Source organism: Bradyrhizobium retamae (assembly GCF_001440415.1).
Classification (GTDB): Bacteria; Pseudomonadota; Alphaproteobacteria; order Rhizobiales; family Xanthobacteraceae; genus Bradyrhizobium; species Bradyrhizobium retamae.
On record NZ_LLYA01000184.1, the window covers coordinates 1 to 15,976 of the forward strand.

The 15,976-nt window shown below is 60.0% G+C and carries 12 protein-coding genes and 2 pseudogenes; 8 read left to right on the plus strand and 6 right to left on the minus strand.

Translation table 11 applies throughout. From position 1 onward, the window contains the following. A partial coding sequence (locus tag CQ13_RS31015; protein ID WP_245309435.1) for an IS701 family transposase occupies window positions 1-710 on the plus strand: 710 nt, incomplete at its 5' end. A 198-nt stretch (window positions 711-908) separates the two neighbouring features. Beyond that, the gene (locus CQ13_RS31020) at window positions 909-2,252 is read left to right on the plus strand and encodes an IS1182 family transposase (RefSeq protein WP_057846620.1); all 1,344 of its coding nucleotides are present in this window, start codon (window positions 909-911) and stop codon (window positions 2,250-2,252) included. 161 nt (window positions 2,253-2,413) lie between these two features. Here CQ13_RS31020 and tnpA read toward each other — a convergent pair whose 3' ends face one another. Continuing rightward, the gene (gene tnpA / locus CQ13_RS31025; protein ID WP_057846621.1) at window positions 2,414-2,845 is read right to left on the minus strand and encodes an IS200/IS605 family transposase; all 432 of its coding nucleotides are present in this window, start codon (window positions 2,843-2,845) and stop codon (window positions 2,414-2,416) included. A 706-nt stretch (window positions 2,846-3,551) separates the two neighbouring features. On the opposite strand from tnpA, the gene CQ13_RS31030 reads away from it, so the two are divergent. Then, window positions 3,552-3,896 carry a hypothetical protein gene (locus CQ13_RS31030; protein WP_156434004.1) on the plus strand — a complete coding sequence of 115 codons (345 nt, stop codon included), beginning with the start codon at window positions 3,552-3,554 and terminating at the stop codon, window positions 3,894-3,896. Between the two features lie 56 nt (window positions 3,897-3,952). On the opposite strand, the gene xopH is transcribed toward CQ13_RS31030, so the two are convergent. The 3 genes and pseudogenes from xopH to aepX form a co-directional block, all read right to left on the minus strand. Next, window positions 3,953-5,209 carry a type III secretion system effector XopH gene (gene xopH, locus CQ13_RS31035; RefSeq protein WP_197427499.1) on the minus strand — a complete coding sequence of 419 codons (1,257 nt, stop codon included), beginning with the start codon at window positions 5,207-5,209 and terminating at the stop codon, window positions 3,953-3,955. Between the two features lie 715 nt (window positions 5,210-5,924). Then, window positions 5,925-7,485 (minus strand): annotated as a pseudogene (locus CQ13_RS31040) (ISL3 family transposase). 278 nt (window positions 7,486-7,763) lie between these two features. Then, a pseudogene (gene aepX, locus CQ13_RS31045) lies at window positions 7,764-8,623 on the minus strand (phosphoenolpyruvate mutase). Between the two features lie 859 nt (window positions 8,624-9,482). Here aepX and CQ13_RS44705 point away from each other — a divergent pair. The 3 genes from CQ13_RS44705 (at window position 9,483) to CQ13_RS31065 (ending at window position 11,782) form a co-directional block, all read left to right on the plus strand. Next, window positions 9,483-10,628, plus strand: a complete 1,146-nt coding sequence (locus CQ13_RS44705) for a C48 family peptidase (protein ID WP_197427500.1) — start codon at window positions 9,483-9,485, stop codon at window positions 10,626-10,628. 92 nt (window positions 10,629-10,720) lie between these two features. Next, window positions 10,721-10,906: a hypothetical protein gene (locus tag CQ13_RS31060; RefSeq protein ID WP_057846625.1), complete on the plus strand. Its 186-nt coding sequence runs from the start codon at window positions 10,721-10,723 to the stop codon at window positions 10,904-10,906. A gap of 252 nt (window positions 10,907-11,158) precedes the next feature. After that, the gene (locus CQ13_RS31065; RefSeq protein WP_197427501.1) at window positions 11,159-11,782 is read left to right on the plus strand and encodes a hypothetical protein; all 624 of its coding nucleotides are present in this window, start codon (window positions 11,159-11,161) and stop codon (window positions 11,780-11,782) included. 176 nt (window positions 11,783-11,958) lie between these two features. On the opposite strand, the gene CQ13_RS31070 is transcribed toward CQ13_RS31065, so the two are convergent. Then, entirely contained in the window at window positions 11,959-12,717 is a 759-nt protein-coding gene (locus CQ13_RS31070; RefSeq protein ID WP_057846627.1) for a hypothetical protein, read from the minus strand. Continuing rightward, on the minus strand, window positions 12,708-13,358 hold the full coding sequence (locus CQ13_RS31075) for a hypothetical protein (RefSeq protein ID WP_057846628.1): 651 nt from the start codon (window positions 13,356-13,358) through the stop codon (window positions 12,708-12,710). Before CQ13_RS31075 ends, CQ13_RS31070 begins: the two co-directional genes overlap by 10 nt. Window positions 13,359-13,859: 501 nt before the next feature. Here CQ13_RS31075 and tssA point away from each other — a divergent pair. Continuing rightward, window positions 13,860-15,446 (plus strand): type VI secretion system protein TssA, encoded by a 1,587-nt coding sequence (gene tssA, locus CQ13_RS31080; RefSeq protein WP_283807544.1) that lies wholly within the window; start codon window positions 13,860-13,862, stop codon window positions 15,444-15,446. 38 nt (window positions 15,447-15,484) lie between these two features. Further along, a complete protein-coding gene (tssB, locus tag CQ13_RS31085) occupies window positions 15,485-15,976 on the plus strand; it encodes a type VI secretion system contractile sheath small subunit (RefSeq protein ID WP_057846630.1) in 492 nt (163 codons plus the stop codon).

Below are 15,976 nucleotides of genomic sequence, written 5' to 3' on the forward strand. Positions count from 1 at the left end.
CGCGCGGCGTGGTACTGATGGACGCCGGCTATGGCACCGACACCGCTCTGCGTGGGAGTATTACCGAACTGGGCCTGAGCTATGTGGCCGGCATCTTGCCACAAACCTCAGTATGGGCACTCGGAACTGGACCGCGTCCGCCGAAGAAGTGGTCGGGGAACGGACGACCTCCAAAACTGCTACGGCGTGATAGCAAACACCGACCGATTTCGGCCAAGAAGCTTGCGATCGGTCTGCCAGCGCATGCTTGGCACAAGATCACGTGGCGTGAGGGTACGGCAGAACGGTTGTCTTCGCGTTTTGCCCGTGTGCGCGTCCGTCCGGCACACCGAGATTACTGGCTTGCCGAAAGCCGGCCGGAGGAATGGCTGTTGATCGAGTGGCCAGAGGGCGAGGAAGCTCCGACCAAATATTGGTTTTCAACGCTTCCGGCGAACGTTGGATTCCGTCAGCTGGTCGATATCGCCAAGCTGCGCTGGCGCATTGAGCGCGACTACCACGACCTCAAACAGGAGGTCGGCCTTGGCCACTTTGAGGGACGAAGCTGGCGTGGCTTCCACCATCATGCAACGCTGTGCATTGCCGCCTACGGATTTCTGGTCTCCGAGCGGGAGACGATTCCCCCCTCAGAGACAGCCTCCACCAAGCTATTCACGCAAGCTGCAATTCCCGAAACTTATCGGCCGAGGGGATCCGCCATTGCGGCCTGAACGACACGTTCCAAATTCGATTGCGACCGTTCGGAGAAGACTGAACGCTGCTCTCGTGTCTACACTATCTCGATGCCCTTGTTGCATCAGGGCAATCTCAAGTCAAAGTAGCTATCGAAATTTATGACGCAGTAAGACTAGGAGCCTGTCTGAGTAGTGACTGGTCAAGAGGGAGCGAGTCTGATTCCTTGCGCAGCCATGAGCAAGGAATTTCGCCCCTGGAAGATCGACGAGGCCCAGCTTCTGCCGCCGAGCGTGCAGGATTATGTGCCGAGGGACCACGTTTCGCGGCTGATCGTGTCGCTGGTCAGGGAAAGCCTTGATCTATCGGCGATCATAGGCAGCTACCGAAGCGGGCTGGGGCAGCCGCCGTTCGATCCTCGGATGCTGACGGCGCTGCTTCTGCACGGCTACGCGAGCGGTATCTACTCGTCGCGGCGGATCGCCAGGGCGGCGGTGGAGCGGGCGGATTTCATGATGATCGTGGCGGGCGATGCGCCGGACTTCCGCACGATCTCAGAGTTCCGGCGGCGGCACCTGAAGGCGCTGGCCGACCTGTTCGTGCAGGTGTTGAAGCTGGCCGAGAAGGCCGGGTTGGTGAAGCTCGGGCACGTGGCGCTCGACGGCACCAAGATCAAGGCGAACGCGTCCAAGCACAAGGCGATGAGCTATGATCGCATGAAGAAGCGGGAAGCGGAGCTTGCAGCGGAGGTCGACCGCTGGCTCAAGGCGGCGGAGGCCGCCGATGCGCAGGAGGATAAGCTCTACGGCGACAAGCGCGGCGACGAGATGCCCGATTGGGTGGCCGACAAGCAGAAGCGGCTTGAGAAGATCCGCGAGGCCAAGGCCGCGCTGGAGGCCGAAGCCAAGGCCGCAGCCGAGGCGGAGCGCAAGGCGCGGGCCGAAGCCGAGGAGCGCCGCATCGCCGAAGGGGGCAAAAAGAACGGCAAGACGTCCGCGCCGCCGAACACGGAGCCCGACGGCAAGGCGCAACGCAATTTCACCGACCCGGAAAGCCGCATCCTGAAGACCAAGGACGGTTACATCCAGGGCTACAACGCCCAGGCCGCGGTCGATGGTGCCCATCAGATCATCGTGGCGCAGACACTGACCAGTTCCTCCAGCGATCAGGCGCAACTGGCGCCGTTGCTCGACGGGATCAGGGCCAATCTGGGGACCAATCCCGACGAAGTGTCGGCCGACGCCGGCTACTGCTCCGACGCCAATCTTCGCACGATCAAACGGCGGCGCATCGAGGGCTACATCGCCACCGGAAGGCAGAAGCACGGCACCAAATCCGCCACCGCGAAAAAGGCTTCAAGACCCGGCTCGCTGATCGCCAGGATGAGCACCAAGCTCAAGCGCGCCGGCTACCGAAGTCGCTACCGCTTGCGCAAGCAGATCGTCGAAGCCGTCTTCGGACAGATCAAACAGGCAAGAGGGTTCAGGCAATTCCTGCTGCGCGGCATCGAAAAGGTCAGCGCAGAATGGGCGCTCATCTGCACCGCTCACAACCTCGTCAAGCTCGCAAGGGCCGCCTGAGCCGCCATTATCAAGATAAAACTGCCTTCCCAAAGCTAACTGGACAGGCTCCTAGAAGTATCCCCCGGCAGAGCCGGGGACTTTAGGTATTGGGCCGCTCGAAGCGGCAGTCTGGGTCGCTAACGCGACCCTACATTTGTTGGCCACCTGAAGGTGGCCGATCAACGCCACAAATTCATTTGCTCCAAGCGGCTGTCCTCTTGCTCCTGGTTTCTGATGTACTCCCGTATCACCGCTTCGTCCCGACCTACGGTCGAGACGAAGTACCCTCTCGCCCAAAAATGCTGGCCTACAAGATTGCGTTTCTTCTCTCCGTATACACGGGCCAAATGGATCGCACTTTTACCCTTGATAAACCCGACCACCTGCGAGACTGCGTATTTTGGCGGAATCGAAATCATCATGTGAACGTGATCCGGCATCAGATGACCTTCTTCGATCCGGCTTTCCTTTTGTTGTGCCAGCTTGCGAAACACATCCCCGAGGTGCCGCCTCAACTCTCCGTAAAGCGTCTTCCTGCGGCACTTGGGAATGAACACAATATGATATTTGCACTCCCACTTGCTGTGGCTTACGCTCTCGTACTCGTCCATCGTCAAACTTCCTTTCGTGTGCGTGGTGGCTCACGATCAGAAGTTTCGGCGATGGGCGACCGCCGTAAATGTCAAACTTATGCTGCCTCCCCGGCAGAGCCGGGGGGTCTCCCGGTTATGCTAGAGCGTAAGCTTGAAAGCACGGCGGACAGGTTGCTGGCGGCGTCACGGAGATGCGGCGGGTCGAGCTGATCATGGGCGCTGGCGGTCGCCGGCGATGGTCGAGCGAGGACAAGGCCCGCCTCGTGGAGGCGAGTCTCGCGAGCGAGTCGGTGTGTCGGAGGTGGTGCGGCGCCATGGGCTGAGCCCCAAGCAATTGTTCGGGTGGCGTCGCGAGGCCCAAGCTTTGCTTCATGAAGCTGGGAACGCACCGCAGTCGCGTCGTCGCGGAGGTGGGCAATCGGTTACGCCCGGGATATGGAATGACGCACCGCCGTTTGCACCGGTGGTGATTACCGGGCTCGCACGCCGGCTTCCGTACGGCGTCGTGCCTGATGAACGCGGGCCATGGTACACATCGATTCCGACGAATGCTTCCCTATAATCTGCCACGGCTCGTCCTCCTGTGATGAGGATTGGCTCGGTTCGCCCGAGCAACCCTCGGACGCGCAGTGTAGGGCGAGCCACCTCATCGGCAGAGGCGGACATACGGTCTTACAATGCAGACGTTCAAGGACATGATCTTCGGGAAGCGCGCGTCTTCTGGATGACGATGCTCAATCGCTCCACGCCGAATGCGCCGCCGCAAACGGCGCTGACAGATCCCGAAATAAAGCTTCTCGATCATTTGGTGAAGGATCGGGGCGCAAACCGCGCTCAGCGAACCACGATCTCCCACTACGTCGTCAAGATCGCGCGGCTCGGAGGATACCTGGCACGGGCCAACGACCCACCTCCAGGAAATATCGTGATCTGGCGCGGACTATCGCGACTCACCGACCTCGAATTGGGGGCCGCGATCGAGCTAAAATTATGGGTAATTGAAAGTGCGGCTAAGCGCTTACCAAAACCACGCCGCCTTATCGGCTCCGTCACCCCGATTCAGGCATAGCTCGCCGACCCATCAACCAGGTGCACGACCGATTTCTGCTGCTAATATGCTAACGGTTACCGTTCGTTATCGGTCCCTTCGGGGCTATGGAGGTCAAGCCATTCGGACCATAACAAGGGTTGTCCATTGGAATTTGCTTTGGAATATTCGTAGAAGAGCGAAATGAACTCCAGCCGATCATTGCGGAAGTCTGAACGCTCTTCGTGGGCGATGTTTTTGTGGAAATCCAAGGCTCGGCCAGGGTTAAACGCGAGCTGCCTATTTATGATGTCCTCAAACGACACCCTTGAGGAATTACGCAGCATGTCGTGCATTGCGATAAAGATGCCCGTGCGGCCTTGACCTACACCACAGTGCACATGCAGCTTCTCGTGAGCCGCCATGCCCCGCTCCATTTCAATAAACGCATCAACATCCTCTGCGCGCGGACCGAGATGGTCGGACACCATCAAACGCACATATTTTGCACCCGCCGCTCTTACGACTTCTTCTTCGCTAAAGATTTGCGGTCTACTCAAGGTCACTGAGCGCGGATTATCAACCTCATTCTTAACGTCTTTGCGGTGAAGTATCTGCACTGTCTCTTCCCCTTTTAGCGCATGTATCCTATCGCGTTCATCCGCTAGGACTTCTTCGCGCGATTTGCCAACATTCGCCCAGTTATTGGGCACCCGCCAAGTCCCCGGAAAACCGCCAACGATCGCATGGGACTCCTCCCGGACGTCAAGTACAATTACTGGGCTCTCCGGCGATGGGTTCAACCTACTAACCTGTTCGATGGAAGCAATACTGGCACTGCCGGACACATGCAGGTCCTTCCAGCCTGTTGCATTGCAGCCTTCCGGAAGATCAAACTCATCCGATGATCTAAAGTTATCTTCTGATCCAGGGCTTCTGTCATATTGCAGAACTGGTGTTGCCAAAGGACGCGCCGGCACTAGTAATGGGGCCTTGAATTTCTTAATGAGTTGCGAAAGGCGTTTGGCCATTAACGGCGTACGCTTAATTGTTTTTGGTAAGCCATCTACCTCTGCAGGAACGGAGCTTTTGCCACGATTCGGCGTAGCGTCCTGCTGCGAATCAATGGGGGCGTGCACGTTCGAAATCTCGTTGCTGTCGCTGGACCCCGGTTGACCCAGCTGATGATTTGTCTGTGATGCCATCAGCAGATCGATCGGATGCATGTGTTGCTGTTCCGCGTTCCCCTTGGTCTCCGGCCTTGGCTCCACCAACTCCGCTGCCGGTTGCCCGGCTTTGTTCGTCGGCTTCCCAGCTACTATGCCGGAGTCAGACTTCTCCTGTCCGTTCATCATCGGCTACGGCTCCTCGCCTTCCCGATGCGGACCGGTGTGGCTGGACGCCACCCGGCCGTGCAAGAGACCTCCCAGGTTCCGACGCGTTCCTTTCATACGTGATGTGGCCCTAGACCCCGGCAGGGCGACGGTGCCTCGCTTGTCGGCTCCGCACGTGTTGCCTTCGACGGATGAGAACGTCTCGGCCCCTGCGATCTTATCACTATCGTGGCTCACTCCCACACCTCACATGATTGCTGTGTACGCTTCGCCGTGGTCGTCACCTCCCACGTCGCAACACTCGCTACCGGGCGGGCGCTACCCCTTACCCAGGCCGGACTTGCACCGGCTAGAACTCGCCAGCTTGGCCTGGCGCACCCCACCCAGATTGTCGCGCTATACTTGAAGGACGTGATTTCCGCCTCGTCATTATAGCTCAAAGAATGATGTCGTGGACACATCAAGAAGCGCGGCGAGTGTTCAACGGCCACGTAGATCTCTCCTGAGCACAATTGACAATCAGGAGAATACGGCGAACGCGAACGACAACAACTATCAAATTTGGTAGGGGAAGATGGGTTGCCCAGGTAATCCTAAAACGACATCCCCCGTCGCGGGTGGATGGCAGCCGACGCGCGCTGCAAAACCGCCCGGAATTTCGAGTCGTCCGTTAACAAGCGGGATTGAGGGTGACTGGGGTTGCGAAGGGGCTCTGACTCACTTTTGGTGCAGTTGTTTACGCGGCGCCGATGAGGCGTGCCTCGAGCAGATCGATTTTTGCACGCCCATACATCTGACGCTTCACCAGCTTGAGCTTTGTGATTTGACCTTCGGTCTGGCCGTTCGACCATAGTTGGATGATCGCGGCTTGAACGGCGTCGCGATCCGCGACGATGCCCTTGGCAAACGAGCTGAGTGGACTATCGATCGCTGCGGCGATCCACGGATCGAGGTCGGCGGCCTTTTGCTGGCGCATGATTTCGTGGAAACGATCGACCAAGTCGCGGGCCTCGAGCAACTGTGGAACATCGTGCGCGATCTTGGCCATCATCGATGCCTGATCCCTCGGTACTTGATCGCGTTCGATTGTCATAAGCCGCGCAATCTTGCGTGCCGACGGGGTCTTCCTCACCCGCCCGGCCAGATTCGATGACTCATCGAGGCGGCGGCGGGTGGCCCATTCGGCGACGACCCGAAGGGATCCTTGGAATCCCTGTATCCGCAACCGGCGCCAGAGTTCGGCGCCATTTCGGCAGCCGCCCGTCCAGAACGCGTCGAGCGTCTCGGCATACGGCTCGAGGATGCTCACGCGGCTGCGGAAGACCTCTAGTCCGCCGCCTCGGGCAATACGTCGAACCGTCTGGCGTGCAAGGCTGAGCCGGCGAGTAATCTGTTTGAGTGGAGTTCTCTGTTCGAGCAGCCGCAACACCGCATCGACCGTCTTCTTGCGGTGTTGGAAATTCTCCCACCGCTTGCGTTCGGCACAACTGAGTAATGTGGGGTCGATGTTGTCAGTGGCCGACGATTTACGGATGGCGTGCATGTTCTGGCGCACGACATCAAGAAAGCTCGCGCTGGCGTTTTCGAAGAGGTGCCAACGATCGGCGATTTGTAGGGCCTGGGGCGCACCCTTGGATGCGGCGTCGCCGTAGCTCGCGCCACGATCCCGGGCAATGAACTCGATGCTGGGGTGGCCGCGCAGCCAGGCGGCACTGGTGCCACTCGCGCGATCCGGCAGGAGTGCAACGATGCGGCGGCGCTCGAGATCGCAGATGACGGTGCCGTACTGGCATCCCTTGCGCCAGGCCCAGTCGTCAATGCCGACTGCGCGCAAGGGGTCGCGAGGGCGTGCCGTGCGCCGTCGAACCGTTCTAAGCAAGGTATCTTTACTGACCGGAATTGCCAGGCGGCTTGCCAAGTTATGTCCGGGACGCCCGCCCAATGCGAGCCCGAGGCGATGCACGATGCCATCCATCCGCGCCGTTCGGCGGGCTGACGGCAATGCGACCGCGTCACCGAGGCGCTGGACAAAAATGCGCCGCCTGCAGCCTGTCCCGACACATCGAAACCGGCGTGTCTCAACATTGATCTCGACGATTCGACCGTGGGCAGGCAAATCGACCAGGCGTCGCCTGTAGCGGCTATGGATCCGACCCGAAACTGCGCCGCATTCAGGACAGGTCGCCATCTTTGTGCTCGGTCTTGCCATTACGATGATCTTCGCGGCCCCGATCTCGACGCCATCGACAGCAAGGCCCCGCTGGTGTCAGCGTCGCGGTATGGGTCTTACGGCACATCTGCGATGATTCCCCCAAGAGGTTGAATCAACCACTCTGCCACCCGCAGCACGCCGGTCGCTGCACCAAAAGTGAGTCAGAGCCCTTATTCCATGCCGAAACACACTCCCTCAGCCCATTCGACTAAATGTGGGTAATTGAAAGCCCCGCCGGAGGCTTACGGTCAGAACGCCGCAGGGCTTTGCCGAGTAATTCAAGATCGATGCCACAGGAGGAGCCGGAAACTATTGCGACATCGGCGTATGTTGCAGCGCGGATGAGACGCTATTTGCCGTCGGTCAGGGTGAGGGGAGATATCGCGCGTCCGCGCGGGCAAGTTCGTCGTATCTCAACAGTTGGAAGGCCTCGTCGAGCGTCACAATATTGGGTTCAATGCTCGCCGTGGTCTCCTCAGCGATGATACGACCGCAGACCTGCCGCATTGCCGCTATGCAACTCGCATGGAGTGGTTGGCCCAGATCACTGTGGAGATGCGCGCATTGCGATACGCAGAGACCGGCGTTCGATAGTATTTCGTTGGAACGATCACGACTGGCAACCGGTTCCGCCAGGCGCGTGCGAACGAAAGGATCTCGTCTGCGGCGCTCTTGCGCGAGTGAATGAGGATCGCATCGGCTCCCGCGTCGGCGTAAGCGTGAGCGCGCAAGATTGCTTCGTCCATTCCATGGCCGCCGATTAGCGCTTCGATCCGGGCCACAAGGACCCAAGTCGTCCGCGACTGTATCCTTCACGGCACGCAAGCGGCCGGAGAATTCATCGATATCGGCGAGGGGATGCCTATCGCCAACAAGCGAGTTCATCTTGGGGAAGCAACTGTCCTCCAGTGCGACGCCAGCAGCGCCACGCTGACGGAGTTTGCGTGCCAGCAGACGAGCATTGTTGAAGTTCCCGAAGCCTCCGTCCCCATCAACAAGCACAGGGAGCTCAGTCGAGTCCACGATGCGCTCAACTACGCCGACGAGTTGGCTCCAGGACGCTTCGTTGGCATCGCGGTATCCGCGAGGGAGCAGGCAATCGACAGACCCGACGCCCAGAGACCCTTGAAACCTGCGCGCTCGGCGATCGCGGCGGAGAGGCCGTCATGCGCTTCCATGAGGAATGAGAGTTCGCTGCTGGAGCAGACCTGAGCGCGCAGCATTTCAGTGAGTGAGGAATCAGCGCGTGGACCAGAGCCACTGGCGGGAACAGATTGTTGTGATTGGTTTTGCATGCCATTCCTTGCCGGTGCGTTTGATCGGCCGACGTTCATCAGTGGAAGGTGACATGTTTCTGTCATCGAGATCAATTACGAGGGTTGGTAGTTGACCGTGCCGCAAAATTGTTGCGTCTCGCGCCAGACGAGCAGGAATGTAGTTAAGCCAAAACGATCACAAGATGCTCGATGGTTGGTAGCGGAAATTGAGAGACGCACGTGTATCCCATGCGCCAATCGAGTTGCCTTCCCGTGCATCGTTGATCTTGTATTTTGCGCGGTTTTGAGACTGCGTGACGCGCGATAAGGGTTCAGTTCGCTCGCGTTCTGCGACCCTCGCATAAGGGTTTGGCGTTTCGGAGTACGCCCGAGCGGCTCGCGATCCGGACTCGGTCGCATTGTACGGGAACTCTCTAGTCGATCGTGTCACGTACGTGTCTAACTCCGTTCAGCTCGCTGATCATGAGCATGGGGAAGGTTGCGCGGGACGGACGCGAAGTCCTGGTCCCTCTTGTGGAGATGAATTCAAGGGACCTGCCGGACCACGATGCCCGTTACTTGATCGCGGTAAGTGACGCTGATAGTGCTCCGCATGGCGTGGTCTCCGATCCAGTGCTCCAGCGCCGGATGTTCGAGGTTGATTACCGCGGAGACTATGCCGCCTTCAATTCCAACCAATCCGGGATGGGACCTTGGGAGGACGCAGCCAATGTTGCCATCGCGGTCTGCAAGGGCCGAGCCATCATCGACCTTCGGCCATCTTGAGCGACCGGCGCCTCCTGGGTCTAGCGCCGCTGGGAGCCACTTGGATCTGCCAGCCCAGTTGTCACACCCCGCGGTTGACATACAGGCCATCGTGCCGGCGGAGGACTTCCCACGTGCGAAGGACTTCACACATATCGTCGGCTTGGGATGGGACCATAGTTGCCAATCAGCGCCCGATGCCCTGATCGGTTCACTGAACAGAAAAGGCCTCCTGCCGACGACACCGCTCCGGTCGCGAGCACATTTTTACATCCATGGTCGGCCTTACACGACGAAGTTGGGGCAAGGAACAAGGGAGGCGACCCCAAACAATCTGGGAGGACTTAGCGTTCTGCTCATCCCTGGATATGGACTCGAATCTCACGAGCCGTTAGGGGCGGGCATCGAAAGCTTCCCGGGATATATGGGAGAAACATCGTCATCAACCAGGGCTGCGACGTCTGCGATGTCGACGAAGAATGCCAAAGGCTGTGGGCTGTGGTCGTGTTTTAAGTCAGGGGTTGGCAAAGCCCTCCGAGGGAGCCGTCGCGAAAAGTTGTCCGGCCATCTGGATCAATCGGATGGACAGGCCTCAGGATCGGGCATCCCGCTGCAGCCTCCGCTGGTGCTCGGTCCCACGGAATTGTTGGGTGACGAGCATATCACGGCGGATTACACACTGCTTGAGCGGGAGTTGCAGAGGGACAATTCGGATCTGGCCGCCCGGACGCGGTTTCTGCGGCCCGCGCAAGCTCATTTGCTGCGCTTGACCAAGGACGAGGACACCCGGCAGGAAATCTTGCGGGGGATCGTCAACGACGAGGATGGTAACGATACCGCCAACTTCCTGTTCGTGCCAGTGAACGATGGCGGTGTCGGTGGCGGCGGTACGCATTGGTCGCTGCTGCTCGTTGATCGCCGCGAGCCGGAAGGGAGGGTTGCCTATCACTACAACTCCATCCGGAGATCTAACAGCACCGAGGCAAGACAACTCGCAGGAAGGCTGGGCACTCGCCTTGAGCCAGCCCGCATGGCCCGACAGGGGAACAAATATGATTGCGGCGTCTTTGTCCTGGACGCCACACGGACGCTGGTTGGACGATTGGCGGAAGGACAGCGGCCTGACGACGAGCCGCTTCACCTCGACAACCTCGTCGCCGATCGGCAGGCACTTCGGGATCGACTCAGGGGGCGTCCGCATTTGTGACGCGGTGACACGCTTGGGCTGATGGAGCTGGCTGGAGCGTCTCATGCCTGCACCAGAACCTTGGCCGGCTACGAGGCAACACGTGCGAGGCGATGATCCTCATGGAGGGCTGCCGCTACCTCGACGCCGTCCGCATGAGGCGGAACTCCTCCCAGAGCACGGGAATCCAGATCGTCAAGCCGAAAGTATTGGACGACAACCCGCTCGCACCGGAGCATTCCCTGGCCGGGGTGATCGAAGCCGAGAATGCCACCGCCCGCGCCTTCGTGAATGCGTAGCTCGGCAAGGTGAAGCGTGTCCCGGACCGAATGAGATTGAAGGGGAGTCCAACGCCGTCCCATCGGATCTGATGCGCGCGACCCGCTATGCGTCCTTCAAGGTGAGGGCGCCGAGGCATCTGCTCGGCCGCCGGCGCGGACGCGAGCAGGCCCGTCGAGGCCGCCAAGGTCGAATTGCAGCGACTGTTCGGCGAAGAGCGTGAGGCGACAAAGGAACGCGAGGTCTATGATGCCGCCTGGAAGGCCTACAAGGTGCTGGTTGGCCAGGCGCCAGGCCCCTTCCAAGTCGCTCTCGGATCCGTCGTCGACGAGCTGCAGCGAGCGATGGCGAGCGCAACCGACATGCGTAAGACGCTAAAAGATCTCTGCGGCCAGCGAGATTGCGCGAAAGCGCAGCAGATATTGGAACTGGAGGCCGAGCGGACGAAGCTGGAACAGAAGTCGTCGCAATGTCGCGAAGCGACCCGCAACGCCGAGAGGATAGTGGCCGACGCGGCGAGGGATCTTTCCGACGCGCGGCAGGTGTTGGCCGCCGCGCTCCTCGAACGGGATGCCAGGGCGCTGCCCGAGCATGACGTTGCGCACGGGGTGCGCTTGCGCGTCCTCGGCTTCCTGAACGATGCACGGGACTTCTGGCGCGAGCACAAGCAGAGGCTCGAGACCGCGAAGACGCGTGAGGATGAAAGCCTTGCGGCGCGAGAACGCGACCATGAGGCTTGTGCAACCGACGTCACGTCATTTCCCGACGTGCCCATGCCGCAGCTCGCGCGGCTTTTGAACGCCGCTCGCTCGGCCCGAGATCTCGGCGTGCCATGGCCGCCGCCGTGTCCTCGAAGGCTTCGTCTCCCGATCCCACAAACGGTTCGCTCGGAGTGATCCTGCTCGACGATGCCTTGGGCGGGGCTGGACGCGGAGCATTTTGTCAAGATGCTGAAGTTCAATCCGTGATGCGGGACTGCAAATTATCGCGGTTTGATCAACGCGGGATGACGACTGGCGACGGCACATTCAGAACCTTGGCTGCTCAGTTCCCACAGCTTGAAGTGCGGACTTTAGCCGTCCTTAATTCCGGGGATCAGATTAATGTTTGCGCCGAGCGGATTGTTGGGGGTCGCTTCCCGTATCCCTGCCCCCAGCTGGGCCATGTAGGGCTGACCACGAATAAACAGATTTGTCGCCTGGAACGGCCCCGGGAGAACGCCTGTTCGGTTCAGTGCGCCGATCAGGACGTCGGGGGCCGGTTGGAACCCATGATTCCAGCCCAAGGGCACAATGTGTCCGAAATCATCCGTCGGCGCCCAAGCCGGTATCGCGGCTGCCGGATAGGATGACTGTTGCGGCTGAACCAACTCGCACGAAGCCCGGCTGTCGTGAGCATCGTTTCGCATTTCGTAAAGTAAGGCCGTATCAAAATTCAAACTGCCATCGGAGTCCGGTAGAGGCGAAAGTGGTAATTTAATTCCAATGGCGTCTCCGGCACAACGAGCAGTTGTTCGAGCGACTCCTGGAATGAGTTGAACTGCGGACCGTCTTCCCCCGCTGCCGACAACTTCCATCTCCCGCTCCAGCAGCGCCAGCAGCTCAAAATAGTTGCCGCTGATGGCCGCCGCGGCGGGAGACGCCTGCAACGAGGTGTGCTGCGAGGTGCCTTTCCCCGGGGGCGACCGTGATCCGTCTATTTCCGTCTCCCGCGATAGCAGCTCCAGCAGATTTAAGTCGTTGTCGTTGATGGCTGCCGCGGCAGACGCCTGCAGCAAGGCGAGCTGCGGGGCGACTTCCCCCGCGGCTGACGGTGGCCCGTCTACTTCCATCTCCTGCTCCAGGACTCCAACAGATCTAAGTCGTTTTCGCTGATGGTTGCCGCGGGAGATCCCCGTAGCGAGTTGTACGTCCAAAGCAGCTTCAATTCGATGCGCAGCGAGTGGCTATTTCTGACGCGCCTGAATTCCTTGCCATCTTCCTGCAGCGAATGGTCGTCGAGGCGGCCTGCTATCGCGCTCATGTGCTGCGTCTGGAGCCACTTACTGAACTTGCGAAGCATGGTAGCGGCCCTGCTGACACTGTACGGCTTTTCGAATCCCTGCCATGGAGTTCCGCTCGCAATGCCCGCTCTGGCCGCCTCGGCTGCCTTTTGGATGAGAGCCGCGTCTTCGGAATAGGGAGCGAGCTGCGGGCGCAAGACTTCCAGCGCTCTGGTCCCCAACATGAAGTTCCGGAGATGAGTCAGCCCATCGAAGATTTTTCTGTCACCACACTTTAGTTTGTAAAGCTTGGCATCTTCGTTCAGCGACGCGTCGTGAGGCCGAACAACAATGCCCTGTTTTTTCTCGGAGAGCCAGCAAGAGAAGCGGCGAATAGAGCCCGCAATACTCGCAACGGATTGCGGCTTGAGTCGACCCGCGGCAGGCTCGCCCGCAATCGCAGCCCTCTTGATGTCATTTGAGGACCTCATTGAGGCGCTCCCTATCGTCAGGATGGGGTTGCATCGGGGCCTGCGGCGAGTCGCCGCTGTCGCGTACGAACTGGGATGTTCCAACGACGAAACATCGACGTACCGTGTTGAAAAATCCTCGTCTCATTGTCTTTCCAAGTTTCGCAGGCGCGAGCGCGCGTGGCGCGTTTGCCTGCGCCCAGGCTCCAGGAGGCCAATGACTGAGCCGACCCATGAGCCACCACCGACGCCTCTGATGTCGGATTTGCAACGAGCTGTCGGGGCCATGACGTCTTCGATTGAGAGAATCGCTTTACAAATCAAGCCATTGCAATTGGCATAAGGCTTGAAAGAGGAATGGCATCCAGCAGCGCCTGTGCAAGGAGGGGCAGTGGTGGCTTACAAGAATGTCCACTCTCAGCTTATTGTATGCGGCGGTTACGACGTTGACTGTCCCAATGTCGCGATCCGTCGCAATGCGCGTCCGCGTATGGTTTTGTCACCGTGATCGACTCTTGGGTGGTGGTTCGAGACAGCATCGATGCGCGTGCGCGCCACGGCGCTGCCCCTGTGCCGGGCCCCGTGCCCACCGGCATTAATGTCCGTGATGCGGCCGAATTCGAACGGCTTGAAGCCGAGGTGCGGCGCATGGATGCCGACGGACCAGCTGCGGTTGATTGGAGCAAAGTCAGTACACTGTCGCTCCATATCCTGTCGAACCAGTCAAAGGACATTTTGGTCGCCTGCTGGGCGACCTATGGTTTGTTTCGGACTGGAGGATACCAGGGTCTTGCCGTCGGTTTAGGCGTTTTGCGCGGCATGGTGGACGCCCATTGGGAGGGCCTCTTTCCGCCGATCAGGCGGGAACGGGCGCGCGTCGGAGCGATCGATTGGCTCGTTGGTCGCGTTGGACCGGAGGTGGCCGAGAATGCGCCGACCGACGCCGACTATGCGGCAGTGCTCGCCGCCTATGAGGTGCTCGATGATCTCGATCGCCAATTGCGCGAAAAGCTGGTCAATGAGCAAGCCGCTTTGGGCGAGTTATTGAGGGCCCTGCAACCGCATTACGAACAGGCCAAGCGAGCGATCTCCGCGGCGGCTGAACGTGCGACCGAGGCCGCCCAAGCTGCCGAAGAGGCCGCTGCCGCACCGGCCGTATCCACCGCGCCGGTTGAGGAGGCTCAACCGGCAGCAGCGGAGGCATCGCTACCGGCTGGCGGTGATGGCGACGGGACCTGCTTTATCGACCGCTTGCCTGATATGTTGCGGCAGGCTGCGGCTGTCCGGCGCGTGGCCTCGCCTTCAGACCCGAAGGTCTATCTGCTCAATCGCATTGGCTCATGGCTGCGTTTTGATGCGCTGCCGCCTGATACGGGGGGCCGCACGATGATATCGCCGCCCGACGATCACATCTTTGCGTTAGAAGCAAAGCTCGCGGTCGGTCAGCACGCCGATGTCGTGAATTTAGCCGAAGAGATCGTCTGGACAGCGCCGTTCTGGCTCGATGCTCACCGGCATGCCGCCAAGGCGCTGGAGCAAATGGGGCCGCTCTTTGAGCCGGCGGCCGCGGCGGTGCGCGCGGCGGTAGCTCTGCTGGCGACACGCTATCCGCGGACCTTGGCGTTTCAATTCGACGACGGCCGGCCGTTTGCGGACGAGGAAACGCGTGCCTGGGCCGCGGTGGGCGCAGCGGACGTGTCGACGGGCCGTGATCCTATCGATGAAGCGGTTGCCGAGGCACACAGGCTCATCGGCAGCGGGCACCGGCAGGCCGCACTCGAGAAGCTGTCGCGTGCGCTAGACCGCGCGACCGGAGAACGAGCGCGGTTCGTGGGCCAGCTTGCGCAAGCACGTTTCTGTATCGAAGCCGGATTCGTCACGACCGCCATCCCGCTGCTGGAGCACATGGAAGAGGTGATCGCCGAGCGCAACCTCGAAAGCTGGGAGCCCACGCTTGCGCTCGCCGTCGCCGAATTGCGCTTTCGCGCGATGACCCATTCCGAATCGCCGCAAATGATTGACGAGCCTCGCCGTCGCGCCGCGCTCGAGCAAATCCGAACGCGGGTCGCGGGCATCGACATCGCACGCGCGAGCCAACTTGGTCGCTAGCTGATCGTGTCAGGGACAAAGTCTTAAAGGGAGCTGATATGGCACAGGAAAGCTCGGTCGCGCCGAAGGAGCGCATCAATATCCGTTTCAAGCCGGCAACCGGCAACCTCAAGGAGGATGTCGAGCTGCCGCTCAAGTTGTTGGTTTTAGGCGACTTCACCGGACGGGCCGATGACAGCCCGATTGAGGAGCGAGAGCTCGTCAATATCGACAAGGACAATTTCAACGAGGTTGTCAAAAGCCAGGAACTGACTCTCCATATCTCCGCTGAGAATAGGCTCGACGACCAGCCCGAGGCCGGCAAGCTGTCGGTGTCGCTGAAGTTTGAGAGCCTGAAGGACTTCGAACCCGAGCGTGTCGCACAGCAAATCCCCGAACTGCATGCGTTGACCGAATTGCGCGCGGCCTTAATCGCCCTGAAGAGCCCCCTCGGCAACGTGCCGAGTTTCCGCAAAGCCATCCAGAATCTGCTCGAAGACCACGGCGCGCGGCCGCGGCTCTTGAGCGAGCTCACCAGCAAGAGCGAGTGA